The sequence below is a fragment of the Streptomyces sp. NPDC048584 genome (genome assembly GCF_043199595.1).
In the GTDB taxonomy this organism is placed as follows: Bacteria; Actinomycetota; Actinomycetes; order Streptomycetales; family Streptomycetaceae; genus Streptomyces; species Streptomyces edwardsiae.
In genome coordinates this window covers 223,431-246,760 of the sequence record NZ_JBICWF010000011.1, presented here as the reverse complement: position 1 = coordinate 246,760, position 23,330 = coordinate 223,431, and the positions used below count along the sequence as shown (strand labels likewise).

Genomic DNA, 23,330 nt, shown 5'->3' with positions numbered 1-23,330 from the left:
ACGTAATCTCCCCGATCCGCGTGACAGGCAAGCGGCATGCGGGAAATCGGTGACATGCGCGACGAGCCACCCGTGACGCCACCCGGGGCACGGCATGCGAGGATGGGCGTCCGCGTACCGATGACGGGCGGGAACCTGCTCGTCGCAGAGGGTGCGGGACATGTCGGGCGGTTTGCGGCGAAAGGACCGGAGCGTACGTGAGCGAGAATCAGAACCTGCTCGCGGAGCAGCGGCGCACCCTGATCCTCGACGAGGTCCGGCGCCGGGGCGGGGTGCGGGTCAACGAGCTGACGCGCAAGCTCGGTGTCTCGGACATGACGGTCCGCCGTGACCTCGACGCGCTGGCCCGGCAGGGCGTGCTGGAGAAGGTGCACGGCGGCGCGGTCCCGGTGGTGGAGGCGAGCACGCACGAGCCGGGGTTCGAGGCCAAGTCGGGCCTGGAGCCGACCGCCAAGGAGGACATCGCGCGGGCGGCGGCCGAACTGGTCTCCCCCGGCGCGGCGATCGCGCTCTCGGGCGGTACGACGACCTTCGCGCTGGCGCACCGGCTGGTGGACGTCCCCGACCTCACGGTGGTCACCAACTCGGTGCGGGTGGCCGATGTGTTCCACGCGGCGCAGCGCACCTCGGGGGCCCGGCAGGGCGCGGCCACGGTCGTGCTGACCGGCGGGGTGCGCACACCCTCGGACTCGCTGGTGGGGCCGGTGGCCGACCAGGCGATCGCGGCGCTCCACTTCGATCTGCTCTTCCTCGGCGTGCACGGGATATCGGTGGAGGCGGGGCTGTCCACGCCGAACCTCGCGGAGGCGGAGACCAACCGGCGTCTCGTGCAGTCGGCACGGCGGGTGGTGGTGGTCGCCGACCACACCAAGTGGGGCACGGTGGGCCTGAGTTCGTTCGCGTCGCTTGAGCAGGTCGACACGCTGGTGACGGACTCCGGGCTGCCTCGGGAGGCACGCGCGGAGGTGTCCGAACATCTGCGGCGGCTGGTGGTGGCGGGCGAGCCCGCGGAACCCTGACGGGCGCGTGCCCGCCGGCGGACAGGTCCGGTGTACGCCAAGGAGGTCACGTGCACGGCCCGCCGACCGCGCCCCCGGGGGGCCGGGTTCGCCGTAACGGCTTCCTCGGCAGGCGCCTTCCGTGAGGCGACTCCCGCGGGCTCGCGCAGTGGGTTCAGCGGGGCCAGACCCCGGTGCGGAGCAGAGACTCGATCGCCGCCGTGTACGGCGCGATGTCGAGGCCCTGGTCGGAGAGCCACGCGTCCGCGTAGTACTTGTCCAGGTACCGGTCCCCCGGGTCGCAGAGCAGCGTCACCACGCTCCCCCGCCGCCCGTCGGCCACCATCTCCGCGACGATCTTGAGCGCGCTCCACAGCCCGGTGCCGGTGGAGCCGCCCGCCTTGCGGCCGATGACCCCCTCCAGGGCGCGCACCGCGGCGACACTGGCCGCGTCCGGCACCTTCATCATCCGGTCGATCGCGCCGGGCACGAAGCTCGGCTCCATACGGGGCCGTCCGATGCCCTCGATCCGGGAGCCGCGGTCGCAGGCGACGTCCGGGTCACCGGTCGTCCAGCCCTCGAAGAAGCAGGAGTTCTCCGGGTCGGCGACACAGATGCGGGTGTCGTACTGCATGTAGTGGACGTAGCGCGCCAGGGTGGCCGAGGTGCCGCCGGTGCCGGCCGTGGCCACGATCCACGCGGGCTCCGGGAACCGCTCCAACTCCAGCTGACGGAAGATCGATTCGGCGATGTTGTTGTTGCCCCGCCAGTCCGTGGCCCGCTCCGCGTAGGTGAACTGGTCCATGTAGTGGCCGCCGGTCTCCGCCGCGAGGGCGACGGACGCCTCGTACATCGTGCGGGGGTCGTCCACGAAGTGGCACCGGCCACCGTGGAACTCGATCAGGCGGCACTTCTCGGCGCTGGTCGTGCGCGGCATGACGGCGATGAAGGGGACGCCGATCAGCTTCGCGAAGTAGGCCTCCGACACGGCCGTGGAACCGCTGGACGCCTCGATCACCGGGCGGCCCGGACGGATCCAGCCATTGCACAGCCCGTAGAGGAAGAGCGATCGGGCCAGCCGGTGCTTGAGGCTGCCGGTCGGGTGGGTCGACTCGTCCTTGAGATAGAGGTCGATGCCCCACCGCTCGGGCAGCGGAAAGCGCAGGAGATGGGTGTCGGCCGAGCGGTTGGCGTCGGCCTGCACCCTGCGCACAGCCTCTTTCAACCAGCCGCGGTAGGCGGCGTCGCTGTGGTCGACGTCGAGGGTGACACCGGTCAGGGTCTGTCGGGGGGTGCTCACGGCAGGGCTCCTTACGCTGAGCGCCGACGGCGTCCCGCGCGGCCGGTACACCGATCATATGCATCCTCCGAACCGCCTCTCACCTGCATAAACACTTCTTTGAGCCACTCAAAGGCACCCTGGGGCGCCCGACAGAGCGGCAGGGGGCGCATTGGCGCGAGTGCACCCCGCGGCCCGGGGAACGGGGGCTCGCGCACTGGTGCTCGGCGGCGGGTGCGGGCAGACTGCACCGGCGTGAGCAGGCCCCCGTACGGGGGCACACTGAAGCTGGGCAGAAAGCAGGTCCGCACACTTACGTGCACAAGGGGGCGGGTGGCATGACGGATCCGGAGTTCACGGCCACGGGCGTGCGGATCGGCAAGCGGCTGCGTTCGCTCACCCGGGCCGGTCAGGTCCGGATCCGCGACGGCCGGCTGCAACTGCTCACCAGCTACGGCAGTGAGATCGACAGCGCGCCGGTGCAGGCGGTACGGGCGTCGAAGCCCTGGTTCGCCGCGGAGGACCGGGCGTTGGCGGACCTCAACGGCAACCGGTACCTGCTGACCCTGGGCGACCACGACCCCGCGCCCGGTGAGCCCGGCCCGCCCGCCGCACGCCGTTTCATCGAGGCCGTGCGCCGGGCTTCGGGACGCGGCGTCTGAGATGTCCGTGACTTGCGTCACTCCGCCCCGTACGCCACGCTGGTCTCACGTCACTCTGGGTTTACCGGCGATAACGCTGCGAACCAGCCCGCCGGCCACGACAGCAGGCGGCCGTGTCACGCAGGCACCCTGCTGGATCCGTCTTCCGTGTTCTTCCGGACCTCACGTCGGGGAGTCGCAGCCGTGATCACTTACCCAAGCAGGCACTGCACGGTAGAGCTCCAAGCTCTGCCGTCGCGGATCGGCCAGGTCCGCAGAATCGTATCTGCGCAGTTGCGCTACTGGCATATGGACCCGTTGATAGACCGGGCGTCACTCGGTGTGACGGAGTTGCTGTCCAACGTCCACCGGCATGCCCGGCCCGACAAGACGTGCACCGTCGAGATCGAGCTGCTGCTCGAACGGCTCAAGGTGTCGGTGTACGACCACGATCCGCGCTTGCCGGTCGTCGGAGAAGCGAGTCCGCTCGCCACCTGCGGTCGCGGGCTGGCGATGGTGGCCGCGATGAGCGAGAGCTGGGGCGCGGTCCCGGACGGCGAGTCCGGCAAGGTCGTGTGGTTCACCCTGCCCACACCGTCCGCGGCCCCCGCACCGGCCTGGGAACGGCGCCCCCGCTTCACGGCCGCCGAATCCGCCGACCCCCGCTTCACGGAGGTCGCGCTCGTCGAGCACCCGGCCGGGGAACACCGTTCCGAGCCCGCCCCGGCGCACTCCGCCGTGCCGGGCTGAGACAGCCGGGGCGCCGGGGCAGCGGGCCGAACCGCCCGGTCCCGTCCGCCGTGCCCGGCTGACACACCGGCGGAGACACCGGGCACCGGGCCGAACCGTCCGGCCCAGCCCACCCTGCCCGGCTGACACACCCCGGAGACACCGGGAAGCCGGCCCGCCCGGTCGGCCCGGTCCGCCGCGTCCGGCCGGCAGCCCGGGCATGAGGCGGCCGGCCGAACCGCCGCTCCGACGGCGGCGGGCCGGTGGCGAGCCGTCCCCCGGTGGTTGGTACGCCGCCGGGCAGCCGGCCCGGTCCGCCGTCCCCGGCCGAGACCGGTGGCGAGCCCGCTCCCGGCGCCACCGCCGTCAGGCAACACCCTTGCCGTGCCGGCCGAACTGCTCGTCCAGGACGGACAGTCGCCGCCAGTACTCGTCCTCGTCGATCTCGCCGGAGGCGAAGCGGTGGCCGAGCACCGCGATGGGCGAGTGGTCGTCCACCGTGGGCCGTCCGGGGCCGGGGCCGCGGTGTCCGCGCCACACCGTGCGGCGCAGCAAGGCGATGCCGCCGCCGATGACCAGGGCCCAGACCACGGGGAAGAACAGGATCCACGGGCCGGGTCCGCCGTCGCCGAAGTACGCCAGGGTCTGCACGATCGTTCAACTCCTCGGACGGTCCGTCTCGTCGCTCCTTTCGCGACATCTCCGAGAGTGGCCCCACGAGGGGCCCCGTGGCGTCGTACGGCCGGCGGCACCGCACGTACCCCGCCGGGAGTACCCGGAAGCGGCCCGGCTGCTTCCCCGGCCCGGCGTGCGACGAGGGTGCGAGCGGCCGTCGCGCGGCCCCCCGCCGGGCACCGGCCCCGGCGCGGGACCGGTCGCCCGCCGACGGTGCGCGCGGTGGTCAGCCGGACTGGGCGTTGTCCTTCATCGCGCCCCAGCCGTGCCAGCGGTCCACCTCGAGCCAGGCGCTGACCCTCGGCCGCTCGCGGTTCGGGTACGCGTTCCCGGTGTAGTGGCGGGAGAGGCGGTCGATGTCGGCGAGGTTCCCGTCGTCGTACAGGTCGGTGACCCGGCCGATCAGGGTGACGTGGGTGTACCAGTCGTCGGCGGCGAGGACGGTCACGGTGACGCGCGGGTCGCGGCGGACGTGGTTCAGCCGGACGCGGCCCCCGTCGAAGTTCATCAGCGCGCGGCCGTCCTCCCACAGGTACCAGGTGGGGGTGGACACGGGCGCGCCGTCGGAGCGCAGCGTGGCCATGACGCAGGGGTTGGGCCTGCGCAGCAGGTCGACGGCCTCGGGGGGAAGCGGGGGCTTGGACACTACGGACTCCTTCGTGCTCTCGGGTCTGCCGGTCAGGCGGTGGGGTCGCCGTCGAAGCTGGCGTAGTAGGCGGCGGCCATGTCCTCGTCGCCGTGGCCCTGGCCGGCGGCCCGCTCGAACCGTTCGGCGCTCGCGGTGGCGACGTCCAGGCGCACGCCGTGCTGTTCTCCGGCCCGCACGATCAGTCTGGCGTCCTTCGCGGCGGTCGTCACGGCGAACTGGGCCGGAGTGAGCCGTCCGTCGAGGATCAGGCCGGCCTTGGCGTGCAGATAGCCCATGTCGAGCGGGCCGCCGGCGATGAGGTCGAAGAAGCCCTCGGGCGCGACACCGAGGGCCTTGGCCAGGGCGAGGGACTCACCGGCGGCGGTGGTCGCGGCGAGCACCCAGCTGTTGGCGACCAGCTTCAGCCGGGTCGCCGCGGCCGTCGCGCCGTCCTCCCCCGTCCATACGGTGCGGGCACCCACCGCGTCGAACACCGGTGTCGCCCTGTTCCGGCCCTCGGCCGGTCCGGCGGCGAGCACGACGAGCTGTCCGGCCTCGGCGGGCTGCCGGGTGCCGAGGACCGGGGCGTCGTAGAAGAGCAGGCCGTGCGCGTCGGCGAAGCCGGCCAGTTCGGCGACGTCCTCGAGGCCTGCGGTGGTGGACTGGGCCCAGACGGTTCCGGGGCGCAGGCCGGGTTCGGCCCGGCGCATCGTGTCCAGCGTGGCCCGGCCGTCGTACAGCATGGTCAGTACGACGTCGGCGGACTCGACCGCCTCGGCGGGGGTGCCGGCGATGTGCGCGCCGTCGCCGGCGAGGGGTTCGGCCTTGTCGCGGGTGCGGTTCCAGGCCCGTACGGTGTGCCCCGCGCGGAGCAGGTTGCGGGCCATCGCCGCACCCATGATGCCGGTACCGAGGACGCTGACGGTGAGCTGGTCGGTCATGACGTCGCCTTCTGTCTGTCGGGCTGCCTTCTCGCGCCGGTGCCGGGCTGCCCGCTCACACCAGTGCCCCAAGAGGATCGTCCAGCACCGGCTGCCAGGCCAGTTCCGCCGCGCCGACCAGGCTGTTGTGGTCGAGGGTGCAGGGGAGGATGGGCACCCCGCCGCTGCGGCCCCACAGGCTGCGGTCGGCGACGACGGCACGCAGCCGGTCGGGGTCGGCCTCCAGCAGGGTGCGGTGCAGTCCGCCGAGGATGATCCGGTCCGGGTTGAGGATGTTCACCAGTCCGGCGAGTCCGAGGCCGAGGCGGTCGATGAGGGACTCGGTGGCGGTGCGCACCTCCGGGTCGTCGTACTGGTGACGGATCAGGTCGTCGGCCTGTTTCAGCAGGGACATCTCGGGGCCCGGTGCGCGGCCCGCCGCGGTGAGCAGGGCGAGCGGGTCGGCCTCGACGTCGAGGCAGCCCCGGCTGCCGCAGTGGCAGGGGCGGCCCTCGGGGTTGACGGCGAGGTGGCCGACCTCCAGGGCGAGTCCCGAACTGCCGGAGTGCAGGCGGCCGTCGAGCACCAGCGCGCCGCCCACGCCGCGGTGGCCGGTGGCCACGCACAGCAGGTCGCGGGAGCCCCGTCCGGCGCCGTGCCGGTGTTCGGCGAGGGCGGCGAGGTTGACGTCGTTGGCCGCGAAGGCGGGCCCCGCGATACCGGCCGCGCGCACCTGCTCGGCGAAGATCTCCCGCACCGGGGCGCCCGCGGGCCAGGCGAGGTGGAGGGGGTTGAGGGCGAGTCCCTCCGGTTCGGCCACCGCGGACGGTACGGCGAGCCCGGCGCCCACACAGCGCCGCCCGGTCTCCTCCAGCAGTCCGGCACCCGCGGCGACGACGGAGCCGAGCACTTTCGCGGGGTCGGCGTCGACGACCTCGGAGCCGGGCGCCGTGGCGACGATACGGCCGCCGAGCCCGACGAGGGCCGCCCGGAAACCGTCGGCGTGCACCTGGGCGGCGAGCGCCACGGGGCCGTCCTCGGCGACGGAGAGGCGGTGCGAGGGGCGCCCCTGGGAGCCGGCGGCCGCGCCGGGCCGGGCGTCCACCCTGATCAGTCCGAGGGCCTCCAGTTCGGCGGCGACCGCGCCGGCCGTCGCACGCGTCACGCCGAGCTCGGCGGTGAGCACCGCGCGGGTCGGCGCGCGTCCGGTGTGCACGAGCTCCAGTGCGGGTCCGAGCGCGCCGCGCCCCCGGTCCAGCCGCGTCCTCGAGGTGGTACCTTCCCCCGTCGGCCGGGGGTCCGCCTTCCCGCTCATGGAGGCGAGTCTCCCATGATCCGTAAACCGGCGCGGGCTACGGGCCGCTCACCCGCGGCGTGATGTTCAGCCGTCCGGTCGGCCCCGACTCGGCGGGGGCCGTGCCCGCGTGCACCCGGGGGACGCCGTGGTGGGCGAGCCCGGAGGGCTCGCGGAAGACGGACAGGTCGCCGCTGCGCAGCTCCACGTCCGTCCGGGGCGGTCGCGGGAGCCGGTGTTGCCGAAGCGGAAGGCAGACACAGGTGTCGCCGAGGCTCAACGACTCCATGGGCGCGTCCGCCTGCTCGTGGCTGTCGCGGTGCATGCCCGTACGGGCGTCGGCGTCGCGGAAGTCGACGAGCGCGATGCCGTACGCGGCCTCCCCCGCGCGGCGTCCGCGCCGAGCACGTCGGTCACCGCGCGGCGGCCCGGTGCGCCGAGCCGGCCGGGGGAGGGTTGCACCGGTGAGCCGTCACCGCCGACGACCGTGCGGGCGTGGCCGTACGGACACCGGTGCCGGCCGGGACACACCTGCCGGGCGGCCATGGTGCCGCCGCCGGGTGTGCGGACGGTACGGAGTCCGGCGGGCGGCCGGGCCACCCCCGGTCTCGGCCTCGCCCTACCGGCCGCCCCGTCGGCGGGCGGCCGGCGGTTCCCGCTGCTCCCGCCCGTCCGGCACACGCACCGCGCCGGGCGCGATCCCGCCTCGCTCTTTGGGCAACAGTTCCGCGTCCGCCTCTCATCCTGCCGGACGCGGCCTGAGCTGCGGCTGGGCTAGCCTGGTCGGACGATGAACGACCGTATGACGACTGCGTGGGGCGCGCCGGCACTGGCCAGGTTCCCCGAGGACCCGAGGGACCGGCTCCGCGCCTGGGACGCCTCCGACGAGTATCTCCTGAGGCATCTCGACGACCGACAGGTCCCGCTGTCCGGCACGGTCGTGGTCGTCGGTGACCGCTGGGGCGCGCTGGTGACGGCGCTCGCGGCGCACCGGCCGACGCAGATCACCGACTCCTGGCTCGGCCAGGAGGCCACCCGCGCCAACCTGGCCCGCAACGGCGTCGAACCGGGCACCGTACGCCTGCTCACCACGCAGGACACCCCGCCGGACCGGGTGGACGTGCTGCTGGTCCGGGTGCCGAAGAGCCTGGCGCTGCTGGAGGACCAGCTGCTGCGGCTGGCACCTGCGGTGCACGAGGGCACGGTCGTCGTCGGCACCGGCATGGTGAAGGAGATCCACACCTCGACGCTGGACCTCTTCGAGCGGATCCTCGGCCCGACCAGGACCTCGCTCGCCGAGAGGAAGGCGCGGCTGATCCACTGCACGCCCGACCCCGCGCGGGAGCGTCCCGCGAACCCCTGGCCGTACCGCTACGCGCTGCCCGACGGCATCGGCCCGGTGTCGGGGCGTACGGTCGTCAACCACGCCGGTGTCTTCTGCGCCGACCGTCTCGACATCGGCACGCGGTTCTTTCTGCGGCACCTGCCCGCCGGTCCGGACGGCGGCCGGGTGGTGGATCTGGGCTGCGGCAACGGCGTCGTCGGTACGGCGATGGCGCTGGCGGATCCGGGCGCCGAGGTGCTGTTCGTGGACGAGTCGTTCCAGGCGGTCGCGTCGGCGCAGGCCACGTACCGGGAGAACGACGTGCCGGGACACGCCGAGTTCCGGGTCGGCGACGGGCTGGCGGGCATCCCGGCCGGCAGTGTCGACCTGGTGCTCAACAATCCGCCCTTCCACTCCCATCAGGCGACCACCGACGCCACGGCCCGGCGCATGTTCGGCGACGCCCGGCGCACCCTGCGCGAGGGCGGCGAACTGTGGGTGATCGGCAACCGTCACCTGGGGTACCACGTGAAACTGCGGCGGCTGTTCGGCAACAGTGAACTGGTCGCGTCGGACCCGAAGTTCGTGGTTCTGAAGGCCGTGAAGCGGTAGCTAGGGGCTCGCGGGCCCGGTGGCGCCGGGGGCGGGGGCGTCCGGCCGCTCGCCGACGGGTGCCGGGGCGGATCACCCTCGGTCCGCGTGGGGCGGCGGCCCTGACGAGAAGGAGACCGCGCACCGCCGGCTGATGTGCGAGCGGGCCGGGCCGGTCGTCGCGGCCGCCGGATCCAGCGTTCCGGACCGGTGGGCAAACGCCCGGATCCGCGCCCCTGGGCCGGTGGACACGCTGGTCACGGACCTGGAGCGGACCCGGGGACACCGCACGGCTCCGCGGAGGCGGGGCCGCGGGTGGTGCCGGCCCGAGCCGGACCGCCCCGGGCTGCCTAAGCTGGCAGCAGAGCATGGCGTGCCGGCCCAGGGAGGCTGCGATGGACGGGACGACCAGGGAGCAGAGCGGATCCGGGGCGCGCCGTTACGTGCCGATCGCGGATCACGGGCTGATCGGCGATCTGCGCAGCGTGGCGCTGGTGGGCGTGGACGGCACCATCGACTGGTACTGCTGTCCGTCGTTCGACTCCCCCAGTGTGTTCGGGGCGATCCTGGACGCCGAGCGGGGCGGCTGCTTCGAGCTGGCGGCGGCCGTGCCGGCCCGCACCAAACAGTTCTACTTCCCCGACACCAATGTGCTGATCACCCGGTTCTACACCGAGGACGGGGTCGGCGAGGTGCAGGACTTCATGCCGGTCGCCGGGGAGCCGTCCGACGAGGGCCGGCACCGGCTGATCCGGCGGGTGCTGTGCGTACGGGGCGCCCTGCCGTTCCGCACACGGGTGGCACCCCGGTTCGGCTACGGCTCCGTGCCCCACACCGTGCACGTCACGGGTGACCTGGCGGTCTTCGACTGCGCGGATCTGTCCCTCGCGCTCACCGCCACCGTCCCGCTGGAAGCCGACGGTCCCGATGTGCGGGCCGACTTCAAGCTCGCCGAGGGCGAGACGGCCGTGTTCGCGCTGGACCAGGTCGGCGGCGAGCTGACCCCGCGCCGGTGCGCGTGCGCGGAGGCGGAGGAGCAGTTCGCCGCGACGGTGCGGTACTGGAGGAACTGGCTGTCGTCCTCGCGCTACCGGGGCCGCTGGCGGGAGATGGTGCACCGCTCCGCCCTCACCCTGAAGCTGCTGACGTACGCGCCGACCGGGGCGATCGTGGCGGCGCCGACGACGAGCCTGCCCGAGTCGTTCGGCGGGGAGCGCAACTGGGACTACCGGTACATGTGGGTGCGCGACGCCGCGTTCTGCGTGTACGCGATGCTGCGGCTCGGATTCACCGAGGAGGCCAAGGCGTTCATGGGCTTCGTCTCCCGGCACATCAGTCCGGGAGACTGCAAGGGTGCCGGTCCGCTGCAGATCATGTACGGGATCGACGGCCGTACCGATCTCCCGGAGCGTGAGCTCTCGCATCTGGAGGGCCACGAGGGCTCGGCACCGGTCCGTGTCGGCAACGCGGCGGCCGATCAGCTGCAACTGGACGTCTACGGGGCGCTGATCGACTCCATCTACCTCTACGACAAGTGGGCCGAGCCGGTCTCCAGCGAGCAGTGGGACCATGTGACGGCGCTGGTGGACTGGGTGTGCGGGCACTGGGACCAGCCCGACGAGGGCATCTGGGAGACGCGTGGCGGGCGGAAGAACTTCTTGTACTCGCGCCTGATGTGCTGGGTGGCGATCGAGCGGGGCATCCGGATGGCCAACCGGCGGGGCCTGCCCGCCGACCTCCCCCGCTGGCAGGCGAGCCGGGACAGCGTCTACCGGCGGATCATGAACAGTGGCTGGTCCTCCTCGCGCCGGGCGTTCGTGCAGCACGAGGACGCGGAGGTGCTGGACGCGGCGGTCCTGATGATGCCGATGGCGAAGTTCATCGCGCCGACCGACCCCAAGTGGCTGTCGACGCTGGACTCCCTCACCGAGGATCTGGTGTCCGACTCGCTGGTCTACCGCTACGACCCCCTGGTGAGCCCCGATGGACTGCACGGCGACGAGGGCACCTTCTCCATCTGCTCGTTCTGGTACGTCGAGGCGCTGACCCGTGCCGGACGGCTCGACGAGGCGTCCCTGGCCTTCGAGAAGATGCTGACGTACGGCAATCATCTCGGTCTGTACGCCGAGCAGATCAGCCACACCGGGGAGCAACAGGGCAACTTCCCGCAGGCGTTCACCCATCTCGCCCTGATCAGCGCCGCGTTCAACCTGGACCGCGCCCTGGGCTGAGGCTTAGTGGCCGTGCCCGTCGGAGTGCTCAGGCGTCCCTGAGCCGCCCTCGGCCGCCGCTCCGGCGTTGACGGTGAACGCGGCGGTACGGACGACTCCGTCGTGCTTGAAGTCCAGGAACAGCCGGTAGCCGCCGCTGCTGGGCGCCGTGGCCGTGAAGGAGACGGCGGGGCCGGCCTCCGTCTTCCCGTCGCCCGGTTCGCCGCCTGGGTGGACGTGCAGATAGGCGAGGTCACCGGCGCGCAGGGCCACCAGATGACCGTAGGCGCCGAGGTAGGGCTGCAGGTCGGTGACCGGCTTTCCGTCGCGCGAGACGGACAGGCGCAGTTCGCCCGCCTTCCCCGGAGTCAGCGTTCCGTCCAGCTCGACGTCGTAGCCGTCGACCCGCGCCGTGCGGTCGGCCCCCGGCAGTTCCTGCGGCCGGTAGGGGCCGCCGACGGCGAGGTCCGCTCCGAGGGTGAGGTCGCGCGCGCCCTTCGTCTCCGGGGTGAAGTCGGCGAGGACCCGGTAGCCGCCGGCCCGCGGCAGATCCACGGGGGTGGTCCAGGTGCCGTCGGCGGCCCGGCGGGGATGCAGATGCCGGTAGGTGAGCAGGTCACGGGAGACGACGATGAGATGCAGCTCCTTCTCGTGCTCACGGCGGTACTCGGTGACGGCGTGGCCCTGGCCGTCCCGGACCACGAATCGCAGTGCGGAGCGGTGGCCCGCGGTGACGCGCGAGGTCTCCAGTTCGAGCCGGTACCCGCCCTCGGAGATCTGGAGCCCGTCGGCCACCGCCGGGGTGTCGTGCCCTGTGTGTCCGTCCGCCCTCGACGGGGACGGGGCGGGCCGCTCGTCGTGCGCCGGCGTGGACTCCGCGGCGACGAGATCGAGCCCCTCGCCGACGCCGTAGGCCGTACCGAAGGTGGCGGCGAGGGCGGCTGCGAACGCGCTGATCCTCAGTCCGGTGTTCATGACCGTCTCTCCTCGCAAAGGGGATCCCGCGACTCGCTGCAAGCCGCTCCACGCAGCTCACAATACCCCTGGGGGGTATCAAGTCAACCCACCGGCCCACCTTGCGACGAATACCCCTACTGGGTATACATGACGGACACCACCCTATACCCCCGCCCCGTACCCGGCACCTGGGTCCGGACGGGCCGGCCGGGGTGGGCGAAACCGCGCGGATGGATCATGCGTACCGTGGGCACTTGGTGATTCGTCCACGACGCCACGCGGGAGAGACAGATGAGCGAGCCGCCCACCACCGATCAGGACATCACCCGTCCGCTCACCAGGCCCGTACCGCCCGCCGACGGGCTCCGCAGGGTCGCCGCCGCGGTCCTCGGCGACCTCCGGGCGGTGGACGGTGCCCTGTACGCGGCGGTCGCCGCCACACCGACGCCGACGCTCGACCGGGCGCTGCGCCGGCTGTCCCACACGGCCGACCACTCCAAGATCTCGCTCGCCATCGCCGGGGCCCTCGCCCTGAGCGGGACGCGGCCCCGGCGGGCGGCGCTGGCGGGGGTGGGGGCGATCGCGGTGGCGTCGGCGTCGGCGAATCTGCTGGGGAAGCGGCTGGTGCGGCGTGCGCGACCGGACCGCGAGGCGGCGCGGGTGACTTTGGACCGGCATGTGCCCATGCCGACCTCGGCGTCGTTCCCTTCGGGTCATACGGCGTCGGCGGTCGCCTTCGCGACGGCGGTGGGGACGGTGTTGCCCGCGGCGTCGGTGCCGTTGGGGGCGTTGGCGTGTGCGGTGGGTTACTCGAGGGTGCACACGGGTGTGCACTATCCGGGGGATGTGGCGGCGGGGGCGATTCTCGGCATCGCGAGCGCGGCGACGGCGTTGGCCGTGGGGTCGGCGTATCTGCCCGCGGCCTACGGAGTCGGACGCCGACGGCTCAGGGTCACGCTTCCCGCGTAGGGGTTGCACAGGAGGCCCACGCGGCCCGGCACACCGGTGCGGGGCCGCGGGACGCGTCGGTGTGTACCGGGGGTGGGTTCACGCGCCCGGCGCTCGTGGGGCGCTCTGTGCCGGTGCGGGGCGGGGGGCGTTCGCGCAGCCGGGCACTACGGGGTGCCGTCGCGCCCACCCGTGCCGCCCTGGGGGTACCTCCCAGGCCCTTGAGGGACTGGGGGGAGGCACGGCTGCCCGCGGAGTGCGAGGCGCTACACCAGCCCCCGCCGGAGGGACAGTGGCGCCGCAGGCATGGTCACGGCAGCGTGTACTCGTCGCGGATGCCGCACATACCGAAGCCGCCCCGCCCGCTGGGCCCCGTCTCGTACGCCGTCGCCTCCTCGAGGTGCGTACAGTCCCCGGCCGCCAGTGCCGCCGGCCGCGCCCCCGTACGCTCGGCCGCGGCCAGCGCCCCCGTCCGCCACAGCTCCCGCCATACCGGCACCCGCTCCCGCACCAGCCGAGCCGCCGCACGCTGGAACTCCCGGTACGGCCCGGCATCCCCCCGCACCAGCGCCTGACGCAGCACGAGGTACCCCTCCACCGCCAGATCCCGCCGCCGCCGAGCCTCCGCCTCCGTCGTCACGCGGGCAGCCGCCGCGGCATAACGCTCAGGATCCGCCGGCACCTCCGGCGGAAAGGTGAACACCGCGTCCCCGGCCTCCGGCAGCCCGCTGTTCTCCATCAGCACCGTGACCCGGAGGCGAACCGCCCTGCACCATCCGATGCACGGTCCCCGGCGTGAACCACGCCACCGCCCCCGCCTCCAGCGGGATGTCCCGGTACCCGTCCGGACTCAGCGTCTGCACGGCGCCCCGCCCCCCGGTGACGACGTACGCCTCGGTACACACGGTGTGCAGATGCGGGCTCCCCCCGCACACCCCGTCCGCGGCCTCCCACTCGTACGCGCTCAGATGCGACAGCCCCACCGCCCCCGGCAACGGCACGCGGCTGCGGCCACTCACCACGGCACCCCGTCCAGATACGCGCCCACCCGCTCCCGGTCCCAGGCACCGTCCGCGACCACGATTCGGTACCGGTACGAGAACGACTCCCCCGGCGGCAACACGAACTCCTCGAAGAACGCCCAGGAGAACGCCACCGAAGGAATCGGCTCCGAGCGCACGAACCAGTGCGAGGGATGGATGGCGCCCTCTCCAAGATTCTCGGGCGCATGCGCGAACACCAGCGTGGAGTGGGCGTCCACGTCATCATGCTCGGCGCTGAAGGCGAGCCAGGCCCCCTGCGACCCCATGAGCCCGCCCCCACCGGAAGCGCCGAACACCGTCCCCCCGGTGAAGTCCCGCGCTCCCCGCCACTGCAACCCGGTGTACCCGGCCATCTCCCGCCCCGCAGCAGTGGGAGACCCGAACACCAGATCGACGTCCCGCACATTGCGCAACCGAAGCGACCAGTCGAGCACCCAGGCCCCGGCCGACACATCGACCGAGTGGACGCTCAACCCCCGTTCCTCCCGCGCCCATTCACTCCCCGCGTTCTCCACCCAGGTGAGCTGCTCGACCAGATCGAGCCGCTCGCCCGTCACGGAGAACCCGGAGAACCCGTCATGCCGCATGGACCCGACCCGCTCGGCCAGGGGCAGATAACCACGGCCGTGCACATAGGAGTTGCCGCCCCAGAAGTTCTGCCCGGACAGATGACTGGCGGTCATCTGCAATCCCTTGTGCCAGCGGTGGTCGTTCGGCCGGTACCCGGTCACGGTACGGCCGCCCAGGGTCCGCACCGGGTGGGCGTACGGCTTCTGGGACTCGAACGGCTCGGGATCGGGCCGGTGGACATACCGCAGGATCTCCGTGCCCCCGGCTGCCTCGACGACCACGGCCTCACCGATCTCATGACGGACACGGATGCTCATGCACGCTCCTCGGGTGCCCAGTCGGGGTGACCGCCGTGCATGGCGGCGTAGAACGGATCACCGGGCCCGATCCCGCCCGCCCGCACCGGCGCCCCGGTGAACGCGGCCTTGTAGAGGGCCGCGGCGAACTCGAGGGTGCTCCGCGCCTCCGCCCCGCTTCCCGGCGGCCGCACACCGGCGTCGTAGGCGTCGAGAAGGACCTCCAGTTGAGCGGTGTGCGAACTGGGCACATCGGCCACAGGCGTACGCCACGCCTCCGCCCGCTCGGCGGAGACATGCCGGGCCGGCGTATAGCTCCAGTCGTCGTTGGAATGCCCGTACAGATGGGTGAGTTCGACCGTCGCGTCCGCACAGTCGACGCGAATCCGGCTCACCTCGTCGGGAGAGAGCACGCTGTTGACGACAGTGGCGAGCGCACCGCCCCTGAACCGCACGAGAGCCGTGGAGACGTCCTCGCTCTCGGTGTCGTGGACGAGCCGCGCCGCCATGGCCCGTATCTCCTCCCACTCGCCGAGGAGATGGAGCAGCAGGTCGAACTGGTGGATACCGTGCCCCATGGTCGGCCCGCCGCCTTCGGTGGCCCAACGACCGCGCCAGGGAACGGAGTAGTAGGCGGCGTCCCGGTGCCAGGTGGTCTGGCAGTGCGCGACCAGCGGCGCACCCAGCTCACCGCCACGGATCAGCGCACGGGCGTGGGCGGCGCCGGAACCGTAGCGGTGCTGGAAGATCACGGACGCGTACGCCCCGGAGGCCTCCTCGGCGGCCGCGATGTCGTCGTACTCGGCGAGTGACAGACACAGCGGCTTCTCGCACAGCACCCAGGCCCCCGCCTTCAGCGCTGCCACGGTCTGCTCCCGGTGCAGCGAGGGCGGGGTCCCGATCAGCACAAGGTCCGGCCGTACGGCGTCCAGCATCGCGCTCATCGAGGTGAAGCCGGCGATCCGCTCCCCCGCGGACGCCCGGAAGGCGTCGAGCCTGACCTGGTCCACGTCGACGGCCGCCACCAGTTCGGTGCGGTCGGCGTGGGCGCGCAGCGCGGGCAGATGCCCGCCGCTGACGATGGCGCCGGTGCCGACGACGGCGACACGGCGGCGGGCGGGCAAGGACATGCGGCGCTCCTAGAGAGAACGGCGAAGACCGGGGAAAGCCCACTCAGAAAGCGCTTTCCCGGAGCCCGACCCTAGGCGCGCCCGCACACGGGAGACAAGCCCACGCCACGCATCCGGAATCACCCGGCGGACCCGACGAACCGATACCGCCGCTCGGGCCGCCCCGTGGCCCCGTACCGCAGGGACACGTCCGCCGTTCCCACGGTGTGGAAGTACTCCAGATACCGGCGCGCGCTGACCCGCGACACCCCGGTCAGCCCGGCGCACTCCGTGGCCGACAGCGTGCCGTCCGTCTGGCGCAGGGTGCGCTCGACCAGCCCGGCGGTCTCCGTACTCATGCCCTTGGGCAGCACCGGCGACACGGCTCCCGCCGCACCGCCCGCCAGCACCCGGTCGACGTCCGCCTGACCGCGGACCACGGTGTCGAGCAACCGCCCGCGCTGGACGGCGTATCGCTCCAGCCGCCCGCGCAGATCCTCGAAGTCGAACGGCTTGAGCAGATAGTCGACGACCCCGTGCCGCACCGCGCCACGGACCGCGTCCGCCTCCCGGGCGGCGCTGATGACCATCACGTCGCAGTCGTGCCCGGCGGTCCGCAGCCGCGGGATGACGTCGAGTCCGAACAGATCGGGCAGATACAGGTCGAGCAGCACGAGATCGGGCCGGAGTTCGTCCACGGCGGCGATGGCCTGCTCCCCGGTCCCCGCGACACCGACGACCCGGAACACGTCGAGGCGTTCGACATACGCCCGGTGCACCCGGGCCACCCTGAAGTCGTCGTCGACCACGAGCACGTCGATCGTGCCGACGGCCGCGGCCGTCCCGCCCCGCATGCCGCTCATCGCTCCCGCTCCTCCCGCCCGTACCACCCTGCACAGCACCGCGGCACAGCCCCGGAACCGCCCATCATGACCCCCACCCGGGGCGGGGAGAAGAGACGTGCACCCGCGCTGACGCAACGACCACAACCTCCATTGCTTCCGCAAGCGCGACAGCCCGGCGACACGCGGGCACCATGTGGCCCGCGTCACTCTCCCCCACGGGACCTGGCGTGATCCCAGACGACCGACCGACAGGTGGTGGCTTTCGTGCGCCTGCGCACACCCCTCGCCCTGCTCGGGGCCGCCGTGCTCGTACTCGTGGGCCCGCCGCTGCTCACGACCGGCAGCGGCTCCGAGACCGGCACGCAGATCCCGGGTCTGCGCTTCATGGTTCCCAACACACCCGGCGGCGGCTACGACATCACGGCACGTACGGCGGCGAAGAACGCCGAGGACGCCGGGCTCACGCACGGCATCGAGGTGTTCAACCTGCCCGGCGCCGGCGGCACGGTGGGCCTGAGCCGGCTGGTGAGCGAGCACGGCAACGGCAAGCTCGCCATGTCGATGGGCCTGGGCGTGGTGGGTGCCGTCCGCTCCAACGACGCCCCGAAGACCCTCGCGGACACCACGCCGATCGCCCGGCTCACCGAGGAGCAGGACGTCGTCGTGGTGGCGAAGGACTCCCCGTACAGGACGGTCGACGACCTGGTCGGCGCCTGGAAGGAGAACCCGGGCAAGCTTCCGGTGGGCGGCGGTTCCTCGCCCGGCGGGCCGGACCATCTCGCGCCGATGCTGATGGCGCGGGCCGCCGGGATCCCGCCGAAGGAGGTCAACTACATCCCCTTCGACGGCGGTGGCGAACTGCTCGCCTCGATCCTCGGCAGCAAGGTCGCCTTCGGTGTCTCCGGTGTCGGTGAGTACCTCGACCAGATCAAGTCCGGCGAACTGCGCCTGCTCGCGGTCACCGGCCCGGAGCGCGTCTCGGGACTCGACGCGCCCACGCTCCAGGAGGCGGGCTACGACGTGAGTTTCACCAACTGGCGCGGCATCGTCGCCCCGCCCGGCCTGACCGACGCCGAGCGCACCAAACTCGTGGGCCTGGTCGAGGAGTTGCATGACTCGGACGAGTGGCGGGAGTCGATGAAGCGCAACGGCTGGGACGACGCCTTCCTGACCGGCGAGAAGTTCGGCGCGTTCCTGGACGCCGAGGACAAGCGCGTGGTGTCGGTACTGAAGGAGCTCGGACTGTGACGACGCCGACCAACGGCAACAACATCCGCACCTCCGGTCAAGGACGCCGCACCTGGCTCCGCGACCACTCCGAACTCGGCGTCTGTGTCCTGCTGCTGGCCCTCGGTGTGCTCGTCCTCACCGACGCACTCACCATGGACGTCGACATCACGCAGCGCGGGCCCGTCGGCCCGAGGACCGTGCCGGTCGTGGTCGGCGCCGGTCTGCTCGTGATCGCCGCGCTGCTCGCCGTCGACGTGCTGCGCGGGGGCCGGGGGCAGGCCGAGACCGGCGAGGACGTCGATCTGTCCGAACCCGCCGACTGGCGCACGGTGTTGCTGCTGACGGGCGTGTTCCTGGGGTCCGCGGTGCTCATCGAACCGCTCGGTTTCCCCGTCGCGGGCGCGCTGCTCTTCTGGGGCGCGGCCTTCGCGCTCGGCAGTCGCAGAACCGACCGCGATCCGCTGATCGCGGCGGTGGTCTCCTTCGTCACCTACGCCGTGTTCGACAACCTGCTCGGAGTGCCGCTGCCCGGCGGTCCGCTGATGGGAGTGCTGTGAGATGAACGCCCTCAACTCCCTCCTGGAGGGCTTCGGTACGGCCCTCAGCCCGCTCAACCTGCTCTGGGCCGCCGTGGGTGTGCTGCTCGGCACGGCGATCGGGGTGCTGCCCGGCATCGGCCCGGCGATGGCGGTGGCACTGCTGCTGCCGGTGACGTACGGACTGGAACCGACCGGCGCGTTCATCATGTTCGCCGGGATCTACTACGGCGCGATGTTCGGCGGTTCGACGACGTCGATCCTGCTGAACACACCCGGTGAGAGCGCCGCCGTGGTCGCGGCCATGGAGGGCAACCCCATGGCCAAGTCGGGGCGCGGCGCACAGGCCCTCGCGGCCGCCGCCATCGGGCACTTCGCGGGCGGCATGGTGGGCACGATCCTGCTGGTGGTGCTGGCGCCGACGGTCGCGGACCTGGCGGTGGACATCGGCGCCCCGGACTACTTCGCCATCATGGTGCTGGCGTTCATCGCCGTGACATCGGTGCTCGGTTCGTCCCGGATCCGGGGCCTGGCCTCGCTGCTGATCGGGCTGACGATCGGGCTGGTGGGCCTGGACCAGATGACGGGACAGCAGCGGTTGACGTTCGGTTCGCTGCAACTCGCCGACGGTGTCGATGTGGTGATCGTCGCGGTGGGCCTGTTCGCCATCGGTGAGGCGCTGTGGGTGGCGGCGCATCTGCGGCGCCGGCCGCCGGACCCGATCCCGGTGGGCCGGCCGTGGCTGGGCCGCGCCGATGTGCGGCGCACCTGGAAGTCCTGGGCACGCGGCCCGTTCATCGGCTTCCCGTTCGGCGCGATCCCGGCGGGCGGCGCGGAGATCCCGACCTTCCTGTCGTATGTCACGGAGAAGCGGCTGTCGAAGCACAAGGACGAGTGGGGCAAGGGCGCCATCGAGGGTGTCGCGGGTCCGGAGTCGGCCGCGTCGGCCTCGGCGGCGGGCACGCTGGTGTCCATGCTGACCCTGGGCCTGCCGACGACGGCGGTCGCGGCGGTGATGCTGGCCGCGTTCCAGCAGTACGGCATCCAGCCGGGCCCGCTGCTCTTCGAGCGCGAACCGGACCTGGTGTGGGGCCTGATCGCCTCGCTGTTCGTCGGCATGGTGCTGCTGCTCGCCCTCAACCTGCCGCTGGCGCCGGTGTGGGCGAAGCTGCTGCGCATCCCGCGGCCGTACCTCTACGCCGGGATCATGTTCTTCGCGGCGGTGGGCGCGTACGCGGTCGGCGGTGAGGTGATCGACCTGGTGATCCTGCTGATCATCGGTCTGATCGGCTTCGGGATGCGGCGGTACGGTCTGCCGGTACTGCCCGCGATCATCGGGGTCATCCTCGGCCCGGCGGCCGAACAGCAGTTGCGCCGCGCCCTGCAGATCAGCGACGGCAGCGTCACGGGTCTGGTCGACACGCCGTTCTCGGTGATTGTTTACGCGGTCGTCGTGCTGCTGCTGGCCTGGCCGCTGGTGCGCAGGGCGCTGCCCCGCAAGGGCGCCCGGACCCGATCGAACGCGTGATTCGCCGGTCGGGGCGCGGCTCATCGGGCCGTGCCCCGACGGCGTACGGACGCCGCGGCGCCGCAACCGCAATCATGTCCAAGCCCTTGACGCGTCAATGACAACAGTGGCTTGATGTCCCGGATGGGAGCGCTCCCACCTCATCCAGGGAAGGGGAAACCATGCGCGACACACGCCTCTTACGCTTACGCACGCTTCCGCTCCTCGGCCTGCTGGCCGCCCTGCTCCTCCCCCTCGGGCTGATCCTCGCGCCGGGCGCGACGGCCGCACCGGCGGCGGCCGACCCCGTCCGCGTCATGCCGCTGGGCGACTCCATCACCGGTTCGCCGGGCTGCTGGCGGGCCCTGCTGTGGAACCGGCTGGTGGCCGCCGGGCACACGGACATCGACTTCGTCGGCACGCTGCCCGCTCAGGGCTGCGGTGTGGCGCACGACGGCGACAACGAGGGACACGGCGGCGAACTGGTCACCAACGTCGCCGACCAGAACCTGCTGCCCGCACGGCTGGCGGCGACACGGCCGGACATCGTTGTCATGCACTTCGGCACCAATGACGTCTGGAGCGGCGTGGCCCCCGACCGCATCCTCGCCGCCTACACCGAGCTCGTGGGCCAGATGCGGGAGTCCGACCCGGACATGCGGGTGCTCGTCGCGCAGATCATTCCGATGAACCCGAGCACATGTGCCGCCTGCGCCCAGCGCGTGGTCGACTTCAACGCCAGGATCCCCGCGTGGGCGGCGGCGACGGACACCGACCGCTCCCCGGTGACCGTGGTCGACCAGTGGACGGGCTTCGACACGGCCACCGACACCTACGACGGCGTGCACCCGAACGACGCCGGCAACGTGAAGATCGCCGCACGCTGGTTCCCGGCCCTGGACGCGATCCTGGACGCGGGCGTCCCCAACGACCCCGACGACCCGACCGAGCCCGGTGACGCCACCTGCACCGCGTCCTTCCGGGCCGTGTCCACCTGGCAGGGCGGCTACCAGGCCGAGGTGACGGTACGCAACACCTCCGCCGCACCCCTCACGGGCTGGACGGTGACGGTCGTACCGGCCGACGGCGCCCGGGTGAGTCAGCTCTGGAACGGCACCCTCGGCACCACCGCCGACGGCACGGCCTCCGTCACCAACGCGAGCTGGAACGGGACCCTCGCCCCCGACGCGAGCACCGCCTTCGGTTTCATCGCCACCACCTCGGCGACCTCCGCCACCCCGACGGCGACCGTCGACTGCACGGCCACTTCCTGACGGACGGAACGCCGCACGGTCCCCCGCGCACCGTGAACAACGACCGCACCCCCACTGGAGCCGCCATGAGACACCGTATGCCCGACTCCCCACGAGCCGTCGGCCTCCTCGCCGCCGTCCTGGGGCTCCTGCTCCCCCTCCTCGTCCTCGCCACTCCGGCGCACGCGGCGCCCACCGGGTTCCAGGTGGAGAACGGCCGGCTCCTGGAGGCGTCCGGGAACGACTTCGTGATGCGCGGTGTCAACCACGCGCACACCTGGTACCCCGACCGGATCAGCTCGCTGGCGCACATCAAGGCCAAGGGCGCCAACACCGTGCGGGTGGTCCTCGCGAGCGGCCAGCGCTGGACCCGCAACGACGCCTCCGACGTGGCGAATGTCGTGGCGCAGTGCAAGCAGAACCGGCTGATCTGCGTCCTGGAGGTGCACGACACCACCGGCTACGGCGAGCAGAGCGGAGCGGCCACCCTCTCCCAGGCCGCCGACTACTGGATCGGCGTCCGGAGCGCCCTCGCCGGCCAGGAGGACCATGTCATCGTCAACATCGGCAACGAGCCGTACGGCAACACGAACTACACCGCCTGGACGGCCGACACCAAGGCGGCGATCCAGAAGCTGCGCAACGCCGGGTTCGGCCACACGCTGATGGTCGACGCCCCCAACTGGGGCCAGGACTGGGCGTTCACGATGCGCGACAACGCGGCCTCGGTCTTCGCCGCCGACCCGGACGCCAACACGGTCTTCTCCATCCACATGTACGGCGTCTTCGACACGGCCGCCGAGATCAGCGACTACCTGGGACGCTTCGTCTCCGCCAAACTCCCCATCGTGGTGGGCGAGTTCGGCCACAACCACTCCGACGGCAACCCGGACGAGGACACCATCCTGGCTGTCACCCAGCAGTTGGGCCTGGGCTATCTCGGCTGGTCCTGGAGCGGCAACGGCGGCGGTGTCGAGTACCTGGACATGGTCACGAACTTCGACCCGAACCAGCTGACCAGCTGGGGTCAGCGGATCTTCGACGGGGCGAACGGTATCGCCGCCACGTCCGAGGAGGCCGCGGTCTACGGCTCCGGGTCGAACGACGACACCACGGCCCCGACCGCTCCCGGCACCCCGAGCGCCTCGGCGGTGAGTTCCTCGTCCGCGACCCTCACCTGGGGCGCCGCCACCGACACGGTCGGCGTCACCGGCTATGACGTGGTGCGGATCAGCGGCGGTCAGGAGAGTGCCGTCACCACGACGGCCGGCACCTCCGCGACCGTCACCGGCCTCTCCCCGGACACGTCCTACACCTTCGCCGTCTACGCCCGGGACGCCGCCGGCAACCGCTCGCAGCGCTCCGCCACGGTCACCGTCACCACCTCCCCCGGTTCCTCCACGGGTACCTGCGAGATCGGCTACCGGGTGACGAGCGAGTGGCCCGGCGGATTCCAGGGCGAGGTCACGGTCCGCAACACGGGCAGCTCGGCGATCAACGGCTGGACGCTGGTCTGGGCCTTCCCCGCCGATCAGCGGATCACCAACATGTGGGGCGGCACCCCGGCGCAGAGCGGCGCCGACGTCAGCGTGACCGCCGCCTCCTACACCGCGGCGATCCCCGCGTCCGGCTCGGTCAGCCTCGGCTTCACGGCCTCGCGGACCGGCACCAACCCCAGCCCCACCGCGTTCACCCTCAACGGCGCCGGCTGTTCGGTGGCCTGACCGACCGCTGCCCGGAAGGCACC

21 protein-coding genes and 1 pseudogene are annotated in these 23,330 nt (G+C 72.3%); 11 read left to right on the top strand and 11 right to left on the bottom strand.

Going from position 1 to position 23,330, the window contains the following annotated elements:
• Positions 1 to 197: 197 nt before the first annotated feature.
• Entirely contained in the window at positions 198 to 1,019 is an 822-nt protein-coding gene (locus ACGFR9_RS24835; protein ID WP_393212264.1) for a DeoR/GlpR family DNA-binding transcription regulator, read from the top strand.
• Between the two features lie 154 nt (positions 1,020 to 1,173).
• On the opposite strand, the gene ACGFR9_RS24830 is transcribed toward ACGFR9_RS24835, so the two are convergent.
• A complete protein-coding gene (locus ACGFR9_RS24830) occupies positions 1,174 to 2,298 on the bottom strand; it encodes a PLP-dependent cysteine synthase family protein (RefSeq protein ID WP_393212262.1) in 1,125 nt (374 codons plus the stop codon).
• A gap of 317 nt (positions 2,299 to 2,615) precedes the next feature.
• Here ACGFR9_RS24830 and ACGFR9_RS24825 point away from each other — a divergent pair, with 317 nt between their 5' ends.
• Both ACGFR9_RS24825 and ACGFR9_RS24820 read left to right on the top strand, forming a co-directional pair.
• Entirely contained in the window at positions 2,616 to 2,939 is a 324-nt protein-coding gene (locus ACGFR9_RS24825; protein WP_030225819.1) for a hypothetical protein, read from the top strand.
• A gap of 183 nt (positions 2,940 to 3,122) precedes the next feature.
• Complete coding sequence (locus ACGFR9_RS24820) at positions 3,123 to 3,668, top strand: ATP-binding protein (protein WP_393212260.1); 546 nt, start codon at positions 3,123 to 3,125, stop codon at positions 3,666 to 3,668.
• A gap of 345 nt (positions 3,669 to 4,013) precedes the next feature.
• On the opposite strand, the gene ACGFR9_RS24815 is transcribed toward ACGFR9_RS24820, so the two are convergent.
• The 5 genes from ACGFR9_RS24815 to ACGFR9_RS24795 all read right to left on the bottom strand — a co-directional run bounded on the left by ACGFR9_RS24815 (position 4,014) and on the right by ACGFR9_RS24795 (position 7,489).
• Positions 4,014 to 4,298: an SHOCT domain-containing protein gene (locus ACGFR9_RS24815; RefSeq protein WP_393212258.1), complete on the bottom strand. Its 285-nt coding sequence runs from the start codon at positions 4,296 to 4,298 to the stop codon at positions 4,014 to 4,016.
• A gap of 250 nt (positions 4,299 to 4,548) precedes the next feature.
• On the bottom strand, positions 4,549 to 4,968 hold the full coding sequence (locus ACGFR9_RS24810; RefSeq protein WP_393212256.1) for a PPOX class F420-dependent oxidoreductase: 420 nt from the start codon (positions 4,966 to 4,968) through the stop codon (positions 4,549 to 4,551).
• A gap of 32 nt (positions 4,969 to 5,000) precedes the next feature.
• Positions 5,001 to 5,891, bottom strand: a complete 891-nt coding sequence (locus ACGFR9_RS24805) for an NAD(P)-dependent oxidoreductase (RefSeq protein ID WP_393212254.1) — start codon at positions 5,889 to 5,891, stop codon at positions 5,001 to 5,003.
• Positions 5,892 to 5,946: 55 nt separating this feature from the next.
• Positions 5,947 to 7,185 carry an ROK family protein gene (locus tag ACGFR9_RS24800; RefSeq protein WP_393212252.1) on the bottom strand — a complete coding sequence of 413 codons (1,239 nt, stop codon included), beginning with the start codon at positions 7,183 to 7,185 and terminating at the stop codon, positions 5,947 to 5,949.
• Between the two features lie 37 nt (positions 7,186 to 7,222).
• Entirely contained in the window at positions 7,223 to 7,489 is a 267-nt protein-coding gene (locus ACGFR9_RS24795) for an alpha-ketoglutarate-dependent dioxygenase AlkB (RefSeq protein WP_393212250.1), read from the bottom strand.
• Between the two features lie 477 nt (positions 7,490 to 7,966).
• Here ACGFR9_RS24795 and ACGFR9_RS24790 point away from each other — a divergent pair, with 477 nt between their 5' ends.
• On the top strand, positions 7,967 to 9,100 hold the full coding sequence (locus ACGFR9_RS24790; RefSeq protein WP_393212248.1) for a methyltransferase: 1,134 nt from the start codon (positions 7,967 to 7,969) through the stop codon (positions 9,098 to 9,100).
• Positions 9,101 to 9,474: 374 nt separating this feature from the next.
• Positions 9,475 to 11,310 (top strand): glycoside hydrolase family 15 protein, encoded by a 1,836-nt coding sequence (locus ACGFR9_RS24785; RefSeq protein ID WP_393212247.1) that lies wholly within the window; start codon positions 9,475 to 9,477, stop codon positions 11,308 to 11,310.
• A 3-nt stretch (positions 11,311 to 11,313) separates the two neighbouring features.
• Here the strand turns inward: ACGFR9_RS24785 and ACGFR9_RS24780 are convergent, their stop codons facing one another.
• Positions 11,314 to 12,264, bottom strand: coding sequence for a hypothetical protein (locus tag ACGFR9_RS24780; RefSeq protein ID WP_393212245.1), 951 nt, complete (start codon positions 12,262 to 12,264; stop codon positions 11,314 to 11,316).
• Positions 12,265 to 12,537: 273 nt separating this feature from the next.
• Here ACGFR9_RS24780 and ACGFR9_RS24775 point away from each other — a divergent pair, with 273 nt between their 5' ends.
• On the top strand, positions 12,538 to 13,215 hold the full coding sequence (locus tag ACGFR9_RS24775) for a phosphatase PAP2 family protein (protein ID WP_393212243.1): 678 nt from the start codon (positions 12,538 to 12,540) through the stop codon (positions 13,213 to 13,215).
• A gap of 289 nt (positions 13,216 to 13,504) precedes the next feature.
• Here ACGFR9_RS24775 and ACGFR9_RS24770 read toward each other — a convergent pair.
• The 4 genes and pseudogenes from ACGFR9_RS24770 to ACGFR9_RS24755 all read right to left on the bottom strand — a co-directional run bounded on the left by ACGFR9_RS24770 (position 13,505) and on the right by ACGFR9_RS24755 (position 17,075).
• Positions 13,505 to 14,216 (bottom strand): annotated as a pseudogene (locus ACGFR9_RS24770) (cupin).
• A complete protein-coding gene (locus tag ACGFR9_RS24765) occupies positions 14,210 to 15,124 on the bottom strand; it encodes a PmoA family protein (RefSeq protein ID WP_393212241.1) in 915 nt (304 codons plus the stop codon). The pseudogene ACGFR9_RS24770 and the gene ACGFR9_RS24765 overlap by 7 nt, the downstream one beginning before the upstream one ends.
• Entirely contained in the window at positions 15,121 to 16,233 is a 1,113-nt protein-coding gene (locus ACGFR9_RS24760) for a Gfo/Idh/MocA family protein (RefSeq protein WP_393212239.1), read from the bottom strand. Before ACGFR9_RS24760 ends, ACGFR9_RS24765 begins: the two co-directional genes overlap by 4 nt.
• 119 nt (positions 16,234 to 16,352) lie before the next feature.
• The gene (locus tag ACGFR9_RS24755) at positions 16,353 to 17,075 is read right to left on the bottom strand and encodes a response regulator (RefSeq protein ID WP_393212237.1); all 723 of its coding nucleotides are present in this window, start codon (positions 17,073 to 17,075) and stop codon (positions 16,353 to 16,355) included.
• Positions 17,076 to 17,321: 246 nt separating this feature from the next.
• Between ACGFR9_RS24755 and ACGFR9_RS24750 the strand changes: the two genes are divergently transcribed.
• The 5 genes from ACGFR9_RS24750 (at position 17,322) to ACGFR9_RS24730 (ending at position 23,307) form a co-directional block, all read left to right on the top strand.
• Positions 17,322 to 18,305, top strand: a complete 984-nt coding sequence (locus ACGFR9_RS24750; RefSeq protein ID WP_393212318.1) for a Bug family tripartite tricarboxylate transporter substrate binding protein — start codon at positions 17,322 to 17,324, stop codon at positions 18,303 to 18,305.
• Positions 18,302 to 18,844, top strand: coding sequence for a tripartite tricarboxylate transporter TctB family protein (locus ACGFR9_RS24745; protein ID WP_393212235.1), 543 nt, complete (start codon positions 18,302 to 18,304; stop codon positions 18,842 to 18,844). The genes ACGFR9_RS24750 and ACGFR9_RS24745 overlap by 4 nt, the downstream gene beginning before the upstream one ends.
• 1 nt (position 18,845) lies before the next feature.
• On the top strand, positions 18,846 to 20,351 hold the full coding sequence (locus ACGFR9_RS24740) for a tripartite tricarboxylate transporter permease (protein ID WP_393212233.1): 1,506 nt from the start codon (positions 18,846 to 18,848) through the stop codon (positions 20,349 to 20,351).
• A 161-nt stretch (positions 20,352 to 20,512) separates the two neighbouring features.
• On the top strand, positions 20,513 to 21,604 hold the full coding sequence (locus ACGFR9_RS24735; protein ID WP_393212231.1) for a GDSL-type esterase/lipase family protein: 1,092 nt from the start codon (positions 20,513 to 20,515) through the stop codon (positions 21,602 to 21,604).
• Between the two features lie 65 nt (positions 21,605 to 21,669).
• Complete coding sequence (locus ACGFR9_RS24730; protein ID WP_393212229.1) at positions 21,670 to 23,307, top strand: cellulase family glycosylhydrolase; 1,638 nt, start codon at positions 21,670 to 21,672, stop codon at positions 23,305 to 23,307.
• Positions 23,308 to 23,330 lie beyond the last annotated feature (23 nt).